This is a genomic window from Mesorhizobium sp. B2-3-15 (assembly GCF_006442875.1).
GTDB lineage: Bacteria > Pseudomonadota > Alphaproteobacteria > Rhizobiales > Rhizobiaceae > Mesorhizobium > Mesorhizobium australicum.
Genome location: NZ_VFVO01000006.1, coordinates 191,004 through 209,304, shown reverse-complemented (window position 1 = coordinate 209,304; position 18,301 = coordinate 191,004). Strand labels below are relative to the sequence as shown.

The window sequence follows — 18,301 nt, the reverse complement described above, 5'->3', positions numbered from 1 at the left end:
ATGGCTTTTCTGGAAATTGATGGTCTGAGGAAGCGTTTCGGCCAGGTCGAGATCCTGAAGGGGATCAATCTCGAACTGGAAAAGGGCGGCTTCCTGGTGCTGGTCGGTCCTTCCGGCTGCGGCAAATCCACCTTGCTCAACACCATCGCCGGACTGGAGACCATCACCTCCGGCGATATCCGCGTCGATGGCCGCACCATCACGGATCTGCACCCGTCCAAGCGCGACATCGCCATGGTATTCCAGAGCTACGCGCTCTACCCCAACATGACGGTCGCCGGGAACATCTCCTTCGGCATGGAGATGCGCGGCGTGCCGGCCGACGAACGCCAGAAGGCGATCGACAAGGTGGCCAAGGTGCTGCAGATCGGCCATCTGCTGAACCGCAAGCCGAGCCAGCTTTCGGGCGGCCAGCGCCAGCGCGTCGCCATGGGCCGGGCGCTGGTACGCGACCCCAAGCTGTTCCTGTTCGACGAGCCGCTGTCCAACCTCGACGCCAAGCTGCGCGTCGACATGCGCATCGAGATCAAGCGCCTGCATGCCACCACCGGCACAACCATCGTCTATGTCACCCACGACCAGATCGAGGCGATGACGCTGGCGACCAAAATCGCCGTCATGCGCGATGGCGAGGTGCAGCAATTCGGCACGCCGGCCGAGATCTACAACAACCCCAGCAATGTCTTCGTCGCCGACTTCATGGGTTCGCCGGCGATGAACCTGATCCCGGCGACCATCGACGGCAATGGCGGCGACCTGGCCGTCGTGCTCGATCGCGAGGCACGCCAGCCGATCACTCTGCCGATGGCCAATGCCCCCGCCGGATTGTCGGCGTTCAAGGGCAAGCCGGTCATCTTCGGCGTTCGTCCGGAGGCGCTCACCGATCCGGAAGGCGCCGAGCGCAACGCCTCGCAAATCGCCACCGCCGATTGCCATATCGAGGTTGTGGAGCCGGCCGGTTCCGATACCTTCGCCGTCACCAACCTCGGCGGTAAAGGCGTGGTGGCGCGGCTGCGCGCAGATGCCAACATCCAGCCCGGCACCAACACGCCGCTCGCCTTCAACCTGACCAAGGCGGTGTTCTTCGATCCGGCGACCCAGAGCCGTATTCGCTAATGCGCGTCGCCCAAAAGTGGGTCCGGTTTTGGGGCAACGACATGCATCAAGACAATAGACCTAAAGCGCGTCGCATGTGTCCATTCAAAAGCGGCGCGCTTTAGGCCATGACAAACCCGGATATCGTCATCATCGGCTCCGGCATCGGCGGCGCCACGATCGCCTCCGGCTTAGCCGGCAGTGGCGCCTCGATCCTGATACTGGAACGCGGTGAGCCGTTGCCGGCAACGCCGCATGCGCGCGACACGCGCTCGATCTTCGTCGACGGCCATTACCGGCCGAAGGAGATGTGGCGCGAGGCCGGTGGCGCGTCCTTCAATCCGGGCAATTACTACTATGTCGGCGGCAATTCGAAATTCTTCGGCGCGGTGCTGATCCGCTACCGCAAAGAGGATTTCTCCGCCATGGAGCACTTCGGCGGCGTCTCGCCGCCCTGGCCGTTTTCCTATGACGAATTCGAGCCTTGGTATTCCAGGGCAGAGCAGCTTTTTCGCGTCCGCGGCGCGCTTGGCGAAGACCCGACCGAGCCGTTCCACTCGGTCCCCTATGCCTATAAGCCTGTGCCCGACGAGGCGCCGATCGCCCGTGCCCGAGCCGAGCTCAAGCGGCTGGGCCTGCATCCGGCCTCGCTGCCGCTCGGCGTCGACATCGACACCTGGCTCAGAGAAGGCAGGACCGGCTGGGACGCTTTTCCGAACACTGGCCAGGGAAAGATGGACGCCCAGACCGCACCGCTGGCGGCGGCACTGAACGATCCTAACATCAAGCTCGAAACCGGCGCCCATGTCGAATATCTCGAGACTGCTCCGGACGGTAAAACCGTATCAGCGGTTCATTACCGCCAGAGCGGCGAGCTGAAAAAGCTGTCGCCAAAACTGGTCATCCTGTCGGCCGGCGCGGTCAATTCAGCGGTCATCCTGCTGCGCTCGCCCTCACCCAGCAATGGCAAGGGGGGCGGCAAGGGCCTGGCCAACCGCTCCGACCAGGTCGGCCGCAACTTCATGAACCACAATTCGAGCGCCATGCTGGCGATCGATCCGCGCCGCCGGAACGATGCCGTCTACCAGAAGACGCTGATGCTCAACGATTATTACCTCTCCGACGGCAAGGGCGGCAAACCGCTCGGCAATGTCCAGCTTCTCGGCAAGATCGACGGCAACATGCTCAAGGCCAATGTGAAACGAGTGCCGAAATTCGCGCTCGATTTCATGGCCGGCCATGCGGTCGACTGGTACCTGATGTGCGAGGACCTGCCAGATCCCGAAAGCCGCATCATGGCCGACGGCAAGGACATCGTCATGCAATGGCGGCGCTCCAACATGCAGTCGCTCGACGGGCTGACCAAGGTGATGCGCGAGAATTTTCGCGCCTGCGGTTATCCCCTGGTGCTGTCGCGCCCTTTCGACAAACGCACGCCCTCGCACCAGTGCGGCACGGTGAAAATCGGAGAGGATCCGGCGACGTCGCCGCTCGATCCGTTCTGCCGTGCCTTCGATCACCGGAACCTGTTCGTCGTCGACGCCGGTTTTCTGCCAAACTCGGCCGCCGTGAACCCGGCGCTGTCGATCGCCGCCCAGGCGCTGCGCGTCGCCGAGCACATCCGCAAGACGGACCTCGCCGCATGATCGGTCAGCGCCGCCCCTCATCCGCCTGCCGGCACCTTCTCCCCGTAAACGGGGAGAAGCACGCTGGCCGCAATCTCGGCACTTTTTCTGCAATGCTGGCGCATGGTGAAGCAGGCGATAACAGCGTCCTTCTCCCCGTCACTATACGGGGAGAAGTGCCCGGCAGGGCGATGAGGGGCGGCGCTGACATAAGGATGAGTATCCGATGACCCGCCCCGCAGCCATCGTCACCGGCGGCGCGCGCGGAATTGGTCTTGCCTGCGCTCAGGCACTCGCTGATGCCGGCTTTGACATCCTTGTCGCCGATGTTGCCGCGAAACCCGCTGACGAGCTTGCGCAAGACGTCGCCAAACGCGGCGCCAAATTCGCCTATGTCAGCTGCGACATCGCCGATCTTTCCAGCCACGCCGCCTTGGTCGAAACCGCCATGCGCGCCTTCGGCCGCATCGATTGCCTGGTCAACAATGCCGGCGTCGGCGCCGTGGTGCGGGGCGACCTGCTCGACCTCAAACCCGACAATTTCGACCGCGCGATCGGCGTCAACCTGCGGGGCACCGTCTTTCTCAGCCAGGCGGTCGCCAAGGCGATGCTCCGCCAGCCCAGCGATGAAGCGAAATCGATCATCACTATCACCTCGGTCAGCGCCGAGATGGCCTCGCCGGAACGCTCCGAATATTGCATATCGAAGGCAGGGCTTTCGATGTGGGTGAAGAATCTGGCGCTCAGGCTCGCCCCGGAAAACATCGGCGTGTTCGAGCTGCGGCCGGGCATTATCCGCACCGACATGACGGCGGGCGTGACCGCCAAATACGACGCTTTGATAGACGGCGGCCTGGTGCCGGCGAAACGCTGGGGCGAAGCGTCCGACATCGGCGCCATGGTGGCCGCGCTCGCTGCCGGGAGACTGGGCTTTTCGACCGGTTCGATCATCAATGTCGACGGCGCGCTTTCCGTGCCTCGGCTGTGAGTGGATGAGACAATGACCGACTACATCATCGTGGGCGCCGGCCCTGCCGGCTGCGTGCTGGCCAACCGGCTGAGCGAGGATCCCTCCAACTCCGTGCTGCTGCTCGAAGCCGGTGGCAAGGATTGGCATCCCTATATCCACATGCCGGCGGGCTTTGCCAAGATGACCAAGGGCATTGCGTCCTGGGGCTGGTCGACGGTGCCGCAGAGAAACATGAACGACCGCGTCTTCTGGTACACGCAGGCCAAGGTGGTCGGCGGCGGCTCCTCAATCAACGCCCAGATCTACACGCGCGGTAATGCGCGCGACTACGACGCCTGGGAGAAGGAGGAAGGGCTGGCCGGCTGGGGCTACCGCGACGTGCTGCCCTATTTCAAACGGGCCGAAAACAACCAGCGCTACGCCAACGATTTCCACGGCGACCAGGGCCCGCTCGGCGTTTCGAACCCGATTGCGCCGCTGCCGATCTGCGAAGCCTATTTCCGCGCCGGCCAGGAGATGGGCATTCCCTTCAATCCGGATTTCAACGGCGCTGCCCAAGAAGGCGTCGGCTATTACCAGCTGACCCAGAAGGATGCCCGGCGCTCCTCCGCCTCGGTCGCCTATCTCAGGCCGATCCGCGCTCGCAAGAACCTCACCGTCAGGACCGACGTACTGGTCACCCGCATCGTCGTCGAGAACGGTCGCGCCATCGGCGTCGAGGTGGTCGACAGGCCGGGCGGCGAGACAAAAATCCTGCGCGCCGACCGCGAGGTGATCGTCTCGTCCGGCGCCATCGGTTCGCCTAAGCTTTTGATGCAGTCGGGCATCGGCCCGGCCGACCATCTGAAATCGGTCGGCGTCACGCCGATGCATGACCTGCCCGGCGTCGGCTCCAACATGCAGGACCATCTCGACCTGTTCGTCATCGCCGAATGCACCGGCGACCACACCTATGACAATTACGCCAAGCTGCACCGCACGGCCTGGGCTGGCCTGCAATATCTGCTGTTGAAGAAGGGGCCGGTGGCTTCCAGCCTGTTCGAGACGGGCGGCTTCTGGTATGCCGACCCGACCGCCGCCTCGCCCGATATCCAGTTCCATCTGGGTCTTGGCTCCGGCATCGAGGCTGGCGTCGAGAAGCTGAAAAACCCGGGCGTCACCTTGAACTCGGCCTTCCTGCGCCCGCGCTCACGCGGCACGGTGCGGCTGAAAAGCGCTGATCCCGCCGACCACCCGCTGATCGACCCCAACTACTGGTCCGATCCTTATGACCGCGACATGTCGCTGAGAGGGCTGCAGCTGGCGCGCGAGATCATGCGGCAGAAGGCGCTTGCCCCTTACGTGCTGCGCGAGGTGCTGCCCGGCCCGTCGCTCGCCAGCGACGATGAGCTGATCGACTATGCCTGCCGCACCTCCAAGACCGATCACCATCCTGTCGGCACCTGCCGCATGGGCCATGATGAGATGGCGGTGGTGACGCCGGACCTGAGACTGCGCGGCATCGAGGGGCTGCGCGTCTGCGATGCGTCTGTGATGCCGCGCGTGCCTTCCTCCAACACCAATGCGCCGACGATCATGGTCGGCGAAAAGGGTGCCGACCTGATCCTCGGCCGCGAGCCGCTGCCGCCGGCAGTGTTTTCCGGCAATCGTGCTGCATAGGGAGTGGTAAAATGATCAGGCACTGCGTTTTCGCCAGATTTCGCAGCGATGTGTCGTCGACCGAGCGCACGGCCATCCACGCCGGCCTCGAGGCGTTGCGACAGGTGATCGAAGGCATGGACACCGTCCAGTTCAGCACCAATGTCAGCCCAGAGCCTTTCGCGCGCGGGTTCACCTATGGCTTCACCATCGATTTCCGCGATGCCGCGGCGCGCGACGCCTATCTCGTCCATGAGGCGCATCAGCGTGCCGGCGCCCGGCTGCTCGCGGCTCTCGAAGGCGGCGCGGACGGATTGATGGTCTTCGATCTCGATCTTACGAAAAAGTGACCGCCGGCCTTTCGAAAGCCGGCTGATCGCTGTTCTCTTTTGCCGACAGGGCGACATATCGTTCCTTTGGGGGATGCAAAGGAGGACGCCTTGAACCTCACTACCGAGCAGAAGAAAACCGTCCTGGCCTCATTCCTGGGCTGGACGCTCGATGCTTTTGATTTCTTCCTTCTGACATTCCTGCTCACCGATATTGCGACTGAATTCCAGACGGATGTCCCGGCAGTGTCAAAGGCACTGTTCCTGACCTTGGCCACGCGCTTCATCGGCGCGTTCTTCTTTGGCATGCTAGCCGACAAATACGGGCGCAAGCCCATTCTCATGCTCAACATCGTCAGCTATTCGGTGATCGGGGCGCTGGCCGCCTTCTCGCCCAATCTCGGCATCTTCCTGGCGCTGCGCGCGCTGTTCGGCATCGCCATGGGCGGCGAATGGGGCCTCGGCAGTTCACTCGCCATGGAATCCGTCCCGCCGAGCGCCCGCGGCATCGTCTCGGGCATCCTGCAATGCGGCTATCCGGCCGGCTACCTGCTGGCGGCGGTGGTCTATGGCCTGCTCTACCAGCAGACGATCGGCGGCTACACGATCGGCTGGCGCGCCATGTTCCTGCTCTCCTTCGTCCCGGCGCTGGTCGTCCTGTTCATCCGCTCGCATGTGCCGGAATCTCCTGCCTTCGTCGAGGCACAGAAAACCGCTCGACCGGGGATGCTGGAGACCTTGCAGAAGCACTGGGGCGTCGCGCTCTATGCCGTCGTGCTGATGATGTTCTTCAACTTCTTCAGCCATGGCACGCAGGATCTCTATCCGACCTTCCTGAAGAAGCAGCACGGCTTCGATCCACATACGGTGAGTTGGATCACCATCGTTGCCAACATCGGCGCCATCGTCGGCGGCCTGGCATTCGGTGCGCTGTCGGAGAAGATCGGCCGCGTCAACGCCATTACACTCGCCTGCATCATCGCCCTGCCGGCGATCCCGCTATGGGCCTACAGTTCAACGCCGTTCATGCTGGCCATCGGCGCCTTCGTCATGCAGGTCGCGGTCCAGGGCGCCTGGGGCGTCATCCCGGTCCACCTCAACGAGCTTTCGCCGGGTGCGGTGCGCGCCACCTTGCCCGGCTTCATCTACCAGGCCGGCAATCTCGCCGCTTCCTATGGCGGTCCATATCAGGCCGGGATCGCCGAAGCCCCCGGCGGCAGCTATGGCTATGCGCTGGCGCTTTTTGCCGGCGTGGTCGCCGTCTGCATCATCGTCGTCATCCGCTTCAGTCCGGAGCGGCGCGGCCAGGTAATGACGGTGCTCGGCTGAGAGGTCAACCCATCCTCAACGCGATGACGCCCGCAACAATGCTGAGCGCGGCGGCGCCGCGCCAGCCTGTCATCTTTTCGCCGAGGGCGTAGACCGAGATCATCATGGCAAACAGGATCGAGGTCTCGCGCAGCGACGCCACCGAGGCGATCGGCGCCTTGGTCATCGCCCACATGACGATCCAGTAGGCGGCGCCGGAAAGCACACCGGTGAACAGTCCCGTTTTCCAGTCGCGCGCCAGAACGGGCAGCGCCTTGGGCCCTCGGAAAACGAGGCACAGCACCAGCGCCCCAAATGCATCGCAGATGAACAGCCAGGCGGCATAGCTCTGCGCCGTTGCCGCCAGCCGCGCGCCGCTGCCGTCGGACAGCGTGTAGCTGGCGATGAAGATCGACGTGCCCAGCGCATAGCCGACCGCGCGCAGATTCAGCTTCTCCAGATGCGCGCCACCGCGAAACGACATCACCAGCGTGCCGGCCGACAACAGCAGGATGCCAAGGATGGCAAGCGGCGCCGGCACTTCGGCGACGACGAACATGCCGCCAATCGCGGCCAGCAGGGGTGCCGTGCCACGCGCCAGCGGGTAGGTCTGGGCGAAATCGCCGGCCTGGTAGGCGCCGATCAGGAAGGTGCGATAGCCCATGTGGAAGATCACCGAAGCGATGATGTAGGGCCAGACCTCCGCCTTCGGCATCTCGACGAAGGGCAGCACGACGATGGCAGCAGTGCCCATGCCGAGCGTCATCAGCGTGATCGACAGAAAACGGTCGAGATGCACCTTGACCAGTGCGTTCCAGATCGCGTGCATGGCGGCCGCGGCAAGCACCGCGAAAAAGACGAAAAGCGTCATGGGGAGCTCATCGACCTCCCAAGCCGAAGGGCGTCTCGAGATCGATGTCGACCCGGACCGGGAAGTGGTCGGAAGCCACCTCGCCCATGTCTGATCCAACAGAACGCACACGCCCGGCCAGCATGCCGCCGACGAAGCAATGATCAAGCCGGCGCTTTGCCAGTCTGCCGTCGATGATCTTCTCATGCGTATGGAAATCCGCCACCGGCTCGCTGGCGACAGAAGCGGCATCGACGAAGCCGTCGAGATAGGCAGCGCCCCGATGATAGGGCGTGCTGCCGACAATGCGGCGATATTCGGCGCTGCCGGGTTCCATGTTGAAATCGCCCATCCAGATCGTCGCCAGCGGATTTTCCGGCTCGACTTCCCCATGTGTCCAGTTACGCGAAGGTTCATCGTCCGCTCCGCTCCACGGTCCGCCTTCCGATGGTGCCCGGCGGTGCTCGGCCGTGAGATAGTCAATCTGCTCCAGCCGCTCTTCCGCCGCGATGTGCGCGAGATGCAGCGACAGCACCCTGACCGGCCCGGCCGGCGTGCGGATCATGCATTCGAGGGCGGCGTTGCGGGTGTTGAGCGGCCGCAGCGTGCGGCGCATCGGCAGCGCGTGCAGTCGCGACCAGACGATCGGCAGCTTCGACATAACCATGGTGCCGAATTGCCGGCGGCGGTTGACCAGGCGGCCGTCGCGCAGCTCGCTGGCATCCATGTCGAAGGCTGGGCCGTAGACCCAGTGATACCCAGGCAGCAATTGGGAAAGCCGCTCCGGCTGGTCGTCGAAATCGCTGCGCTGCCAGTGCCGCTCGACCTCCTGCAAGGCGATGATGTCGGCGCCGGCGACAAGGCGTGCCGCACGCGAAAGATCGTAGCGCCCGTCGCTGCCGAATCCGTACTGGATGTTGTAGCTGACCAGCTTCATTGCTTATCCGGCTCACTTTTCGGTGTTGGCAGTAACGGTTCGGCCGATCGCTTGCAATGTGCAGGAGGACGGACGGGGCTTGGGCCAGCAGGGCAGCGGCCGAGACGCGGTATCTGCTAGTCGGTGGTCAGCGGCTGGAACCGGCCTGCCGGCGATGCCGCAAGTTCCGTCCAGTCGATCTCTTCCTCCAGACGGTGATAGGCTTCGTCACCGATGGTGCCGTTGCGGCGCAGCTCCTCCAGGGCATCGCGCTGGCTTTTGATGGCATAGAGACGCAGCCTGTCATATTCGGTCGCGGCCTGGGCATCCTCGGGATTTTTGGCGATCTTGCGCTGGGCGGCATATTGCTCGCGCACCGCGGCTGCGGCGCTCGAGGTCTTGCCGCTCAATACATCAAGCGCGGCCTGCATGACCACGACGCGCGCCTTCGCTACCTCCCGGTCGACCGTTTCGTCGGGATCCAGCTTCAGGACGCGCAGCAGCGGCTTCAGGCTCATTCCTTGCAGCACCAGGGTGCCGAGCACGACCGTGAAGGCGGCGAGCACGATCGGGTCGCGAGCAGGAAATTCGACCGGCAAGGCGAATGCCGCGGCAAGGGTTACCAGTCCCCGCATGCCGCACCAGCCGATGAGCACGCCGCCGCGAAAGGACGGCGTATCCGGCTGATGCTCGGCGCCGCCAAAGCGGGCAAACCACCTGATGACCGCACCGCAGCCCAGCACCCAGATCAGGCGCGAAACGATGACGACCGCCAGCACAGCCGCGGCAAAGACGAACGCGTCGAGCTCTCCCGTACCGGCGAGCCGTCCGACGATCGACCGAGCCTGCAGACCCATCAGCACGAAGGCCAGCACGTTGAGCACGAACACAGCCGTCTCCCAGACCGAATAGGAACTGACACGCTTTCTTGCCGACATTCGGCGCGGCGCGGTCTGTGCGATGGTCATGGCGTAGACGACGATGGTGATGATCGCCGAGAGACCCAACCTGTCCGCCAGGATCCAGACACCGAACGTGCCGGCGAACTGCACCACGGTACCGCTGGCCGCGTCCTCGATGCGGCTCAGCGTGGCAAGCGACAGCCGACCGAGTACATAGCCGGCCACCAGGCTACCAACGGTCGACAGGGCGACCATGGGCGCGGCGCTGCTCAACAGGAACGGACCGAGTGCGGCGGCGACAGCGATACGGTAGATCAGCAGCGCGGTTGCATCGTTGAGCAGGCTCTCGCCTTGCAGGATGGTGGTGATGCGATGCGGCACCTTGAATTGTCCGAGCACGGCCGACGCCGCGACGGCATCGGGCGGCGCTACGATGGCGCCAAGGGCGACGGCCGCGGCGATCGGCAGGCCTGCCATCTTCCAGCCGAGCAGCGCAACCGCTGCGGTGGTGAAAACGACCGCCCCCAAGGCCAGCAGGGCGAGCGGCAGCCGGTTGCGATTGAGATCGCGCAACGAGGTGTCATAGGCGGCGTCGAGCAGCACCGGCGCGATGAACAGGGCCAGCGCCAGTTCCGGGTCGATTTCGATGGTGGGCATGCCGGGCAGGAAGGCGATGCCCGCGCCCGCCAGCGCCAGCAGCGACGGATAAGGAACTTGCAGCCGGCGCGACAGCGCCGTCAGCGCGACTGCAATCAACAGGAGGATAAGCGTCAGTTCGAAAAGAGCCATGCTCTATCGTAGCCGCCGAACGAGGCGATTGGCAGTGCCAAAGTCATGGTCGTGGAACAACAGGGACATCTCTGGCACGGACCGTGTCGTCCGCCGGCAGCATGAGAAATCCCGACGGCTGGAGCGCCCGTTTGGGAGCGCCTTCCGACAGCGGACTACCTAGTGCAGCACCAGCATATCGCTCGACGAGAACGAAATCTCGGCTTTCTCCCCGACTGCGGGCGGCGGGGTGGCGGAGTTGTTGAACGTGTCGAGCGACACCGTGTTGCCGCCGATGCCGACACGGACCCGGATAACCGAGCCGAGGAAGTGCACTTCGGAAATCTCTCCGGTCAGGCTGGAGTCGCGGCCGGGCTGGCGGCCGAGCGAAATCGCCTCGGGCCGCAGCGCCAGAGACAGCGTGTCGCCGGACTTCGAGCCGTTGAGCTTGCCCTTGAGCGAGACTTCCTGCGTATTGACCTGCACCTTGCCGGAGGCGGCGTCGGTGACCTTGCCTTCGAGCACGTTCAGCGTGCCGACGAAATTGGCGACGAACTTGGTCGCCGGCCGGTTGTAGATTTCGAACGGCGTCGCGACCTGCTCGGCCTTGCCGCCATACATGACGGCGATGCGGTCGGAGATCGACAGCGCCTCTTCCTGGTCATGGGTCACGAAGATGGTGGTGATGCCGAGCTTCTTCTGGATCGAGCGGATTTCCTCGCGCAGCGACACGCGCACCTTGGCGTCCAGCGCCGACAGCGGCTCGTCGAGCAGCAGGAGCTTCGGCTTCGGCGCGATCGCGCGCGCCAGCGCGATGCGCTGCTGCTGGCCGCCGGAGAGCTGGTAGGGATAGCGGTCCGCCATCTGCGGCAGTCTGATCATGTCGAGCATCTCGGCGACGCGCTTGTCGGCGTCGGCCTTCGGCATGCCGGCAACCTTCAACCCGAAAGCGATGTTCTGCGCCACGGTGAGGTTCGGGAACAGCGCATAGGCCTGGAACACCATGCCGACATTGCGCTGGTTGGGCTTCAGCCGCGTGATGTCCTTGCCGGCGACGACGATCTTGCCGGCCGACGGCTCCTCGAAGCCGGCGACCATACGCAGCACCGTCGTCTTGCCGCATCCGGATGGCCCCAGGAACGAGACGAACTCGCCCGGCTCGACGTCGAGGCTGAAATCCTGCACCACGGTGTTGGACCCGTAGGACTTTCGCACATGCTGGATGGACAGGAATGGCTCGGCCATGGCTTTTTCTCTCAGGTCAGTGCTTTTCGATCAATTCGGGCGGTTCGCCGATTTCGGCGCGAAGCGAGACAGGATCTGGATGAGCGACATGCAGCCCCAGGTAATGGCGAAGGCGATGATGGCAAGGGCTGCCGGTTCATAGGCGCGGTTGGCGCCGACGTTTTGCAGATACGGGCCAAAGGCCGGACGGTTGAGAAGGCTCGCCATGGTGAACTCGCCGATGACGATGGCGAAGGTCAGGAAGGCGCCCGACAGCACGGCGATCAGGACATTGGGCAGGATCACCCGGCCAATGATCGTGCCCCAGCCGGCGCCCAGGATCTGCGCTGCTTCGGTCAATGTCCGCACATCGATGGTGCGCAGCCCCGTATCGACGGCGCGATACATGTAGGGCAGAGCCAGCGTCGCATAGCCGATCACCAGCAGCGCATTGGCGCCCATATTGCTGCCCAGGAACGGCAGCGGGGAATTCGAGCCGTACATCCTGATATAGCCGAACACGATGACGATGGCCGGAATGACCAGCGGCAACAGCGTGATGAATTCGACGATCGGCCTGAGCTGCGGCAGGCGCAGCCGGATCCAGTATGCCGCAGGCACCACGATCAGCACGCCGAGGATGATGGTGAAGACGGCCGCTACCACCGAATACAGGAAGGTCGACTGGAAGCGAGCGTCGCCCAGCACGATCTGGTAGGCATCGAAGGAATGGACGCCGCGGCGCATGCGCAACGAGAACTCGACAGTCGCCATCAGCGGAATGAAGAAATAGGCCGCGCCGACAATGAAGACGACCCAAGCCCAGAATTTGCCCGACTTCATTTCAGCCACCTTTCGGACCGGGTCCGGAACCAGATGTAGAAGACGTTAGCCAAGCCCGTGATGACGATCATGCCGAAGGCGATGGCATAGCCGAGCTGCGGGTTGTGCAGCACGTCGCCATTGATCTGCGAATAGAGCTTGATGGGAACGATGTTGAGCGCCGGGCCGGCAAACGCATAAGCCGTGGCGATGGCGCCGAAGGAATTGGCGAACAACAGGATGACGGTGCCGAGGAAGCTCGGCCACAAGACCGGGATGACCACCATGCGCCAATACTGCGACTGGGTGGCCCCGAGCGTGGCGGCGGCTTCGCCCCATTCCTTCTTCAAGCCGTCGATGGCCGGCACGATGATGACCACCATCAGCGGAATCTGGAAGAACAGATAGACCGCGATCAGGCCCGATGTTGTGAGGAAATTGAAGCCCATCGCATATATGTTGACATTGAGAACGTCACGCAGAAGCGTTGTGACGATGCCGACGCGGCCGAGGGTCGCCAGGAAGGCGAAGGCCAGCGGCAAGCCGGCGAAATTCGACGCGACGCCCGAGAAAGTCAGGGTCGCCGAGCGGGTCCAGTTGGGAAGCCCGCCGCGCACGATGGCGATGGCAATCGCGAGCCCGGCAAAGGCACCGATGACGGCCGACCAGAAACTGATCTTGATCGAAACCCAGTAGGAAGCGCTGATCGAGGGATCGCTGACCAGCTGCAGGATATTGTCCAGCGTCAGCTGACCGTCGCCATTCTGGAAAGCGCCCAGGACGAGATAGATCGTCGGCAGGATCAGGAACATCAGGACGAAGATGAAGAAAGGCGCCACGCCAATCCACTGCATCGGAAAGCGGAAAGCGGTCGCCTCGGTCGGCGGCGCGGGCTTGGTGGTAACGGACTGATTTGAAAGCGTAAGATCGGTCATGCGCCGGCTACCGTCTTCGAGGGGAAGCCGGGCGGCCTCGCGGCCGCCCGGTGGATTTCAAGCCTTACTTGACGTTGGCGCCGACAACGGCGTCCCAGTTCTTGCTGATGGCTTCCTTGGCCTTGCCCTGTTCGTCGAGCGTCGGGAAGGCGGCCGAGGCGTAGGATTCCGCCGGCGGCAGCTTGGCCAGCACGTCAGCCGGGATCTTGCCGTTCTTGGCCAGATCGTTGAAGCGGATCGGGTGGCAATAGCCCTTCAGCCAGCCGACCTGGCCTTCGTCGGAATAGAGATATTCCATCCACAGCTTGGCCGCATTCGGATGCGGCGCAAACGCGCTGATCGCCTGCACATAAACACCGGCGACAACGCCGGTCTTCGGCACGACGACGTCGACGGGCGGGTTGCCCTTCAGCGTGTCGCGACCGGAGAGCGCGTTGTAATCCCAGTTGATCAGGATCGGGGTCTGGCCCTGGGCAAGCGTTGCCGGCTTGCCGACGACCGGCACGAAATTGCCGGCGGCGTTGAGCTTCTTGAAGAAGTCGAGGCCGGCGGTGCCAGCGGGTTCACCTGCAGCCGCGCCACCGGAAAGGCCTGCGGCGTAGACGGCCTGGATGGCCTGGTTCGAAGCGCGCGGATCGCCGGCAACGGCGACCGCGTTGGCGAATTCGGGCTTGAGGAGATCGGCCCAGTCCTTCGGCGACTCCTTGATCAGGTCCTTGTTCACCATGAACGAGAGAACGCCATAATAGTCTCCGTACCAGGCGCCATCGGCATCCTTGGCGCTGTCCGGGATCGAGTCCCAGGTCGACACCTTGTATGGCATCAACAGGCCATCGGCCTTGGCGGTCGGGCCGAAGGACAGGCCGACGTCGATGACATCAGGAGCCTGCGGACCCTTGTTGTCCTTGTTGGCCTTGATCGCCTCGACTTCGTCGCCGGAGCCGGCGTCGGGGTTGAGTTCGTTGACGGTGATTTCCGGATACTTCGCCTTGAAGCCGGCGATGACGTCGCCATAACCGCACCAGTCATGCGGCAAGGCGATCGTGGTGAGCTGGCCTTCGGCCTTGGCGGCCTTGATGAGATCGTCCATCGAAGCGGCGGACGAAATCACCGACGACACCATCAGGGTCGCGGCCGAAAGGGAAAGCACTTTCCCCGTGAATTTGAACATGTGTTCTCTCCATTGAACTGACGCCGTTGGACGTCTGCGATGCGGTATCGTTTTCGTGTGACAGCCAGATGAAAGCTTTGTGAAACCGGCGCCTCGCAGCGTGAAAAGTTAACTCTTTTTAACGGACTGTAGCAATTAGCCATCACTTAATTTTCCGGCTAAACATTAATCCGCCCCTATATCGCCCCTTCCCCTCTCCTTTCCTCTCGTTTCCCGATCAATTTCCGCATCCAGGAACCGGCCTCAGACCGTCCCGGCGATGGCGTTTTCGAGCAGTGTCAGCGCCGCCTTCTTGGTCAGCTTGACCGGGTTGCCGCCGGCCGTCGGATCGACCACCGCCATGTCGGCGATCAGGCCCTTGCGCTTCTTGTCCATGTCTAGCCCCTTGATCAGGCCCGGCAGCGCGTGCGGCACCTTCAACTCCTTGCGCAGCTTGATAACAGCCTTGGCGAAGCCGTCGAAACCGCCCTTGATGCCGCAATAGGCGGCGAGCCGGGCGATACGCTCTTCGATGGAGTCGCGATTGAAGGCCAGCACATATGGCATGAACACGGCATTGGTCATGCCATGATGGGTGTCGTAGAGCGCGCCGATCGGATGCGACAGCGAGTGGATGGCACCCAGCCCCTTCTGGAAGGCCGCGGCGCCCATGGCGGCCGCGCTCATCATGTGGGCGCGGGCGACGAGGTCTTTGCCATTGGCATAAGCCTTCGGCAGGTTCTCGAACACCAGGCGTATGCCTTCGACGGCAATGCCGTCGGCCATCGGATGGTAGCCCGGCGCGCAATAGGCTTCGAGGCAATGGGCGAGCGCGTCCATGCCGGTGCCGGCGGTGATGAAGGAAGGCATGCCGACCGAAAGCTCCGGATCGGCGATGACGATCGCCGGCAACAACTTCGGATGGAAAATCACCTTCTTGGTATGCGTCTCCTCATTGGTGATGACGCCGGCGCGGCCGACCTCCGAGCCGGTGCCGGCGGTGGTCGGCACCGCGATGATTGGCGCGATGGCGTCGGAGTTGGCGCGCGTCCACCAGTCGCCGACATCCTCGAAGTCCCAGATGGGCCTGACTTGGCCGGCCTGGAAGGCGATCAGCTTGCCGAGGTCGAGCGCCGAGCCGCCCCCGAAGGCGATGACGCCGTCATGCTTGCCCTTCTTGAACACCGCGATGCCAGCGGTGAGGTTGGACTCGACCGGGTTCGGCTTCACCTCGGAGAACACGCCATAGGGGACCTTGGCCTCGTCGAGAATCCTGAGCGTCGAGGCGACGACCGGCAGTTTCGCCAATCCCGGATCGGTGACGAAAAGCGGCCGCTTGATGCCGGTGGCCGCGAGCACCTCCGGCAGTTCCTTGATGCGCCCGGCGCCGAAGCGAACGGTGGTGGGGTAGTTCCATTTGGAGATGAGCTTGGACATTTTTGTCTTTCGAAAATTAGATGGCTTCACGCAGATGGAAGGATTTCGGCCGGGTCAGATTGTCATAGCCCAGCGCCGACAGGGCAACGCCCTTGCCGGTGTCCTTGACGCCGGTCCAGACCAGCGCGGGATCGAGATAGTCGCAGCGGTTCATGAACACCGTGCCGGTCTCGACGCGGTCGCCGATCGCCACCGCATGCTCGGTGTCGCGCGTCCAGATCGAGGCCGTCAGCCCGTAGGGGCTGTCGTTCATCAAAGCGATCGCCTCCTCATCGTTGCGCACCTTCATGATGCCGACGATCGGGCCAAAGCTTTCCTCACGCATGACGCTCATCTGATGGTCGACTTGCGTCAACACCTCCGGCGCCAGGTAAGGCGAGCCGGCCTTGTCGTTAGCCACCTTCATGTTGATGTGCGCCTTGGCACCCTTGCGCAGCGCTTCGGCCTTCTGCTCGCGGATCAGGTCGGCAAAGCGCGCCTGCGCCATCGGTCCCATCGTCGTCGCCTGCTCCAGCGGATTGCCGACGACATAATTCCTGGTCTCGGCGATGAAGCCTTCGACGAACTCGTCATAGATTTTTTCGTGCACATAGACGCGTTCGATGCCGCAGCAGCACTGGCCGGAATTGAAGAAGGCGCCGTCGACCAGATTGGCCACGGCATGGTCCATCTTGGCGTCGGGCAGCACATAGGCCGGATCCTTGCCACCGAGTTCGAGCCCAAGCGTCATGAAGGTGCCTGCCGCCGCCTTTTCGATAGCACGGCCGCCAGCGACCGAGCCGGTGAAATTGACATGGTCGATCTTGCCGGAACCCAGCAGTTTTTCCGTCTGTGCATGGTTGAGCACGACATTCTGGAACACGCCCTTTGGCAGGCCGGCCTTGTCGAAAGCCTGTTGAAAGCGCTCGCCGACCAGCAACGTCTGCGCGGCATGTTTCAGGATGACGGCGTTGCCGGCCATCAGCGCCGGCACGATGGTGTTGACCGCTGTCAGATAGGGATAGTTCCATGGCGCGATCACCATGACCACCCCAAGCGGATCCTTCTTCACATAGCGCCGGAAGCCGTCCTTCGGGTTGGAGGCCGGCACGGACTTGAGCGCCGCTTCCGCGATCTCGACCATATAGTTGGTACGCTCCTTGACGCCGCCGAACTCGCCGCCATAACGAACGGGACGCCCCATCTGCCAGGCGATCTCCGGCACGATCTCGTCGGTCATCGCGACCAGTGCTTCCAGCATCGCCAGCATGTACTTGCCGCGCTCGACGATCGGCGACTGCGCCCACTTCTCCTGCGCCGCCTTGGCACGCTCGACCGCGGCGTTGATCGCCTGGTCGGTAGCGACCGGCCGCTCCGCATAGATCGAGCCGTCGATGGGGGATTTGAGTTTTACGGTTTCCAAAAGATGCTCCATTTAGCAGGCTAATGTACGCAGATGGCCGTTGCGGCTGTAGCGAAGGATGGGCTCGTCTCGCGTCACAAGAACCATGTCCAAGGCCCTTGCAGTGGCAATCAGTATTCGATCCATAGGATCGCCATGGGGCGAACCCGGCAAGTTGGAGGACGCGATCAGAATGGCCGGCGAAATCGCGCTGAGTTTCGCGGACATGCGCTCAATGAAGCGCTCTACGAAATCGAGCGGCGCTATGGGCAAGTTGAGCCGGCCCTTGGCCACACCGATGCCGATCTCCCATGCTGACATCGGCGAGAGATAGAGGCGGCCATCATAGGCCGCGTCGGAAATCTCCTGACTTGCCTGAGGGTCGATTTTGCTGTCGTTTGCAATGAAGATCATCGCGCACGTGTCCAGCAGCAGGCTCGGCTCTTCACTCATTTGCGCATCATGTGTTTGCCGTGCTGCGCCTGAGTTTCACCGCCCAGATAACCCCGATCCCAAGGCTCATCATCGAACGGTTTGGTGACATCAAACCCGGCCTCGATTGCTATCAAGCCCTTCATGAAACCAAATCCAGGGTGACGGTGCGTACGCACCGCGGGTGCGCCGTCACCGGTCGGCATCTTGCGAACGCGGCGAAAGACAAGCTTGCCAGTGCCTACGTTGACGGATTCGGTCTCGAACCCGGCCTCGAGCCACTCCCTGGTCATGGGATTGTTGCTCGGATTGTTGCTCCACCACGCGGGGTATCGCTTCGATGCCGGCAAGGGCAGACTAAGCACGCTCTCGATCTGATCGAACGACATAGGCACACGGTCGGCATTCTGGGCGACCAGAAATTCCTTCAGCGGCGCATATTTGGACATTGCGAACTCCCCAACAATTGCAGTTTGCAGCCTTCATATGAGCCGCATTAACTACATTGTCAACAATAAA

At 63.0% G+C, this 18,301-nt stretch carries 17 protein-coding genes; 6 read left to right on the top strand and 11 right to left on the bottom strand.

Annotated features, from left to right (window positions below):
• The 6 genes from FJ954_RS14620 to FJ954_RS14590 all read left to right on the top strand — a co-directional run bounded on the left by FJ954_RS14620 (window position 1) and on the right by FJ954_RS14590 (window position 6,986).
• Window positions 1-1,116, top strand: coding sequence for an ABC transporter ATP-binding protein (locus tag FJ954_RS14620; protein WP_015315821.1), 1,116 nt, complete (start codon window positions 1-3; stop codon window positions 1,114-1,116).
• A gap of 107 nt (window positions 1,117-1,223) precedes the next feature.
• Window positions 1,224-2,741 carry a GMC family oxidoreductase gene (locus FJ954_RS14615; RefSeq protein WP_140661772.1) on the top strand — a complete coding sequence of 506 codons (1,518 nt, stop codon included), beginning with the start codon at window positions 1,224-1,226 and terminating at the stop codon, window positions 2,739-2,741.
• Window positions 2,742-2,946: 205 nt separating this feature from the next.
• Window positions 2,947-3,708: a 3-ketoacyl-ACP reductase gene (locus FJ954_RS14605; RefSeq protein WP_140661770.1), complete on the top strand. Its 762-nt coding sequence runs from the start codon at window positions 2,947-2,949 to the stop codon at window positions 3,706-3,708.
• Between the two features lie 12 nt (window positions 3,709-3,720).
• A complete protein-coding gene (locus tag FJ954_RS14600) occupies window positions 3,721-5,349 on the top strand; it encodes a GMC family oxidoreductase N-terminal domain-containing protein (protein WP_140661769.1) in 1,629 nt (542 codons plus the stop codon).
• A gap of 11 nt (window positions 5,350-5,360) precedes the next feature.
• The gene (locus FJ954_RS14595) at window positions 5,361-5,678 is read left to right on the top strand and encodes a Dabb family protein (protein WP_140661768.1); all 318 of its coding nucleotides are present in this window, start codon (window positions 5,361-5,363) and stop codon (window positions 5,676-5,678) included.
• Window positions 5,679-5,768: 90 nt separating this feature from the next.
• Window positions 5,769-6,986 (top strand): MFS transporter, encoded by a 1,218-nt coding sequence (locus tag FJ954_RS14590; RefSeq protein ID WP_015315816.1) that lies wholly within the window; start codon window positions 5,769-5,771, stop codon window positions 6,984-6,986.
• A gap of 4 nt (window positions 6,987-6,990) precedes the next feature.
• On the opposite strand, the gene FJ954_RS14585 is transcribed toward FJ954_RS14590, so the two are convergent.
• From FJ954_RS14585 to FJ954_RS14535, 11 genes are all read right to left on the bottom strand, one after another.
• On the bottom strand, window positions 6,991-7,836 hold the full coding sequence (locus tag FJ954_RS14585; protein WP_015315815.1) for an EamA family transporter: 846 nt from the start codon (window positions 7,834-7,836) through the stop codon (window positions 6,991-6,993).
• 7 nt (window positions 7,837-7,843) lie between these two features.
• Window positions 7,844-8,752: an endonuclease/exonuclease/phosphatase family protein gene (locus tag FJ954_RS14580; RefSeq protein ID WP_140661767.1), complete on the bottom strand. Its 909-nt coding sequence runs from the start codon at window positions 8,750-8,752 to the stop codon at window positions 7,844-7,846.
• Between the two features lie 116 nt (window positions 8,753-8,868).
• The gene (locus FJ954_RS14575) at window positions 8,869-10,422 is read right to left on the bottom strand and encodes a sodium:proton antiporter (RefSeq protein ID WP_015315813.1); all 1,554 of its coding nucleotides are present in this window, start codon (window positions 10,420-10,422) and stop codon (window positions 8,869-8,871) included.
• Between the two features lie 159 nt (window positions 10,423-10,581).
• Window positions 10,582-11,646 (bottom strand): ABC transporter ATP-binding protein, encoded by a 1,065-nt coding sequence (locus tag FJ954_RS14570; protein WP_015315812.1) that lies wholly within the window; start codon window positions 11,644-11,646, stop codon window positions 10,582-10,584.
• A 30-nt stretch (window positions 11,647-11,676) separates the two neighbouring features.
• The gene (locus FJ954_RS14565; RefSeq protein ID WP_015315811.1) at window positions 11,677-12,468 is read right to left on the bottom strand and encodes an ABC transporter permease; all 792 of its coding nucleotides are present in this window, start codon (window positions 12,466-12,468) and stop codon (window positions 11,677-11,679) included.
• Window positions 12,465-13,301, bottom strand: coding sequence for an ABC transporter permease subunit (locus FJ954_RS14560; protein ID WP_181165828.1), 837 nt, complete (start codon window positions 13,299-13,301; stop codon window positions 12,465-12,467). The genes FJ954_RS14565 and FJ954_RS14560 overlap by 4 nt, the downstream gene beginning before the upstream one ends.
• Window positions 13,302-13,446: 145 nt before the next feature.
• A complete protein-coding gene (locus FJ954_RS14555) occupies window positions 13,447-14,553 on the bottom strand; it encodes an ABC transporter substrate-binding protein (protein ID WP_140661765.1) in 1,107 nt (368 codons plus the stop codon).
• Window positions 14,554-14,796: 243 nt separating this feature from the next.
• Window positions 14,797-15,969 carry an iron-containing alcohol dehydrogenase gene (locus FJ954_RS14550; protein WP_140661764.1) on the bottom strand — a complete coding sequence of 391 codons (1,173 nt, stop codon included), beginning with the start codon at window positions 15,967-15,969 and terminating at the stop codon, window positions 14,797-14,799.
• 16 nt (window positions 15,970-15,985) lie between these two features.
• Window positions 15,986-17,383, bottom strand: a complete 1,398-nt coding sequence (locus FJ954_RS14545) for an aldehyde dehydrogenase family protein (RefSeq protein ID WP_140661763.1) — start codon at window positions 17,381-17,383, stop codon at window positions 15,986-15,988.
• Entirely contained in the window at window positions 17,384-17,803 is a 420-nt protein-coding gene (locus FJ954_RS14540; RefSeq protein ID WP_015315806.1) for a type II toxin-antitoxin system VapC family toxin, read from the bottom strand. It abuts the gene before it with no gap.
• Complete coding sequence (locus tag FJ954_RS14535) at window positions 17,800-18,231, bottom strand: hypothetical protein (RefSeq protein WP_140661762.1); 432 nt, start codon at window positions 18,229-18,231, stop codon at window positions 17,800-17,802. Before FJ954_RS14535 ends, FJ954_RS14540 begins: the two co-directional genes overlap by 4 nt.
• Window positions 18,232-18,301 lie beyond the last annotated feature (70 nt).

Coding starts and splice junctions, on each gene's coding strand:
- FJ954_RS14555 (WP_140661765.1), bottom strand. CDS start 14,553: ATGTTCAAATTCACGGGGAAAGTGCTTTCCCTTTCGGCCGCGACCCTG.
- FJ954_RS14600 (WP_140661769.1), top strand. CDS start 3,721: ATGACCGACTACATCATCGTGGGCGCCGGCCCTGCCGGCTGCGTGCTG.
- FJ954_RS14550 (WP_140661764.1), bottom strand. CDS start 15,969: ATGTCCAAGCTCATCTCCAAATGGAACTACCCCACCACCGTTCGCTTC.
- FJ954_RS14615 (WP_140661772.1), top strand. CDS start 1,224: ATGACAAACCCGGATATCGTCATCATCGGCTCCGGCATCGGCGGCGCC.
- FJ954_RS14575 (WP_015315813.1), bottom strand. CDS start 10,422: ATGGCTCTTTTCGAACTGACGCTTATCCTCCTGTTGATTGCAGTCGCG.
- FJ954_RS14545 (WP_140661763.1), bottom strand. CDS start 17,383: ATGGAGCATCTTTTGGAAACCGTAAAACTCAAATCCCCCATCGACGGC.
- FJ954_RS14570 (WP_015315812.1), bottom strand. CDS start 11,646: ATGGCCGAGCCATTCCTGTCCATCCAGCATGTGCGAAAGTCCTACGGG.
- FJ954_RS14535 (WP_140661762.1), bottom strand. CDS start 18,231: ATGTCCAAATATGCGCCGCTGAAGGAATTTCTGGTCGCCCAGAATGCC.
- FJ954_RS14585 (WP_015315815.1), bottom strand. CDS start 7,836: ATGACGCTTTTCGTCTTTTTCGCGGTGCTTGCCGCGGCCGCCATGCAC.
- FJ954_RS14620 (WP_015315821.1), top strand. CDS start 1: ATGGCTTTTCTGGAAATTGATGGTCTGAGGAAGCGTTTCGGCCAGGTC.
- FJ954_RS14605 (WP_140661770.1), top strand. CDS start 2,947: ATGACCCGCCCCGCAGCCATCGTCACCGGCGGCGCGCGCGGAATTGGT.
- FJ954_RS14580 (WP_140661767.1), bottom strand. CDS start 8,752: ATGAAGCTGGTCAGCTACAACATCCAGTACGGATTCGGCAGCGACGGG.
- FJ954_RS14595 (WP_140661768.1), top strand. CDS start 5,361: ATGATCAGGCACTGCGTTTTCGCCAGATTTCGCAGCGATGTGTCGTCG.
- FJ954_RS14540 (WP_015315806.1), bottom strand. CDS start 17,803: ATGAGTGAAGAGCCGAGCCTGCTGCTGGACACGTGCGCGATGATCTTC.
- FJ954_RS14560 (WP_181165828.1), bottom strand. CDS start 13,301: ATGCAGTGGATTGGCGTGGCGCCTTTCTTCATCTTCGTCCTGATGTTC.
- FJ954_RS14565 (WP_015315811.1), bottom strand. CDS start 12,468: ATGAAGTCGGGCAAATTCTGGGCTTGGGTCGTCTTCATTGTCGGCGCG.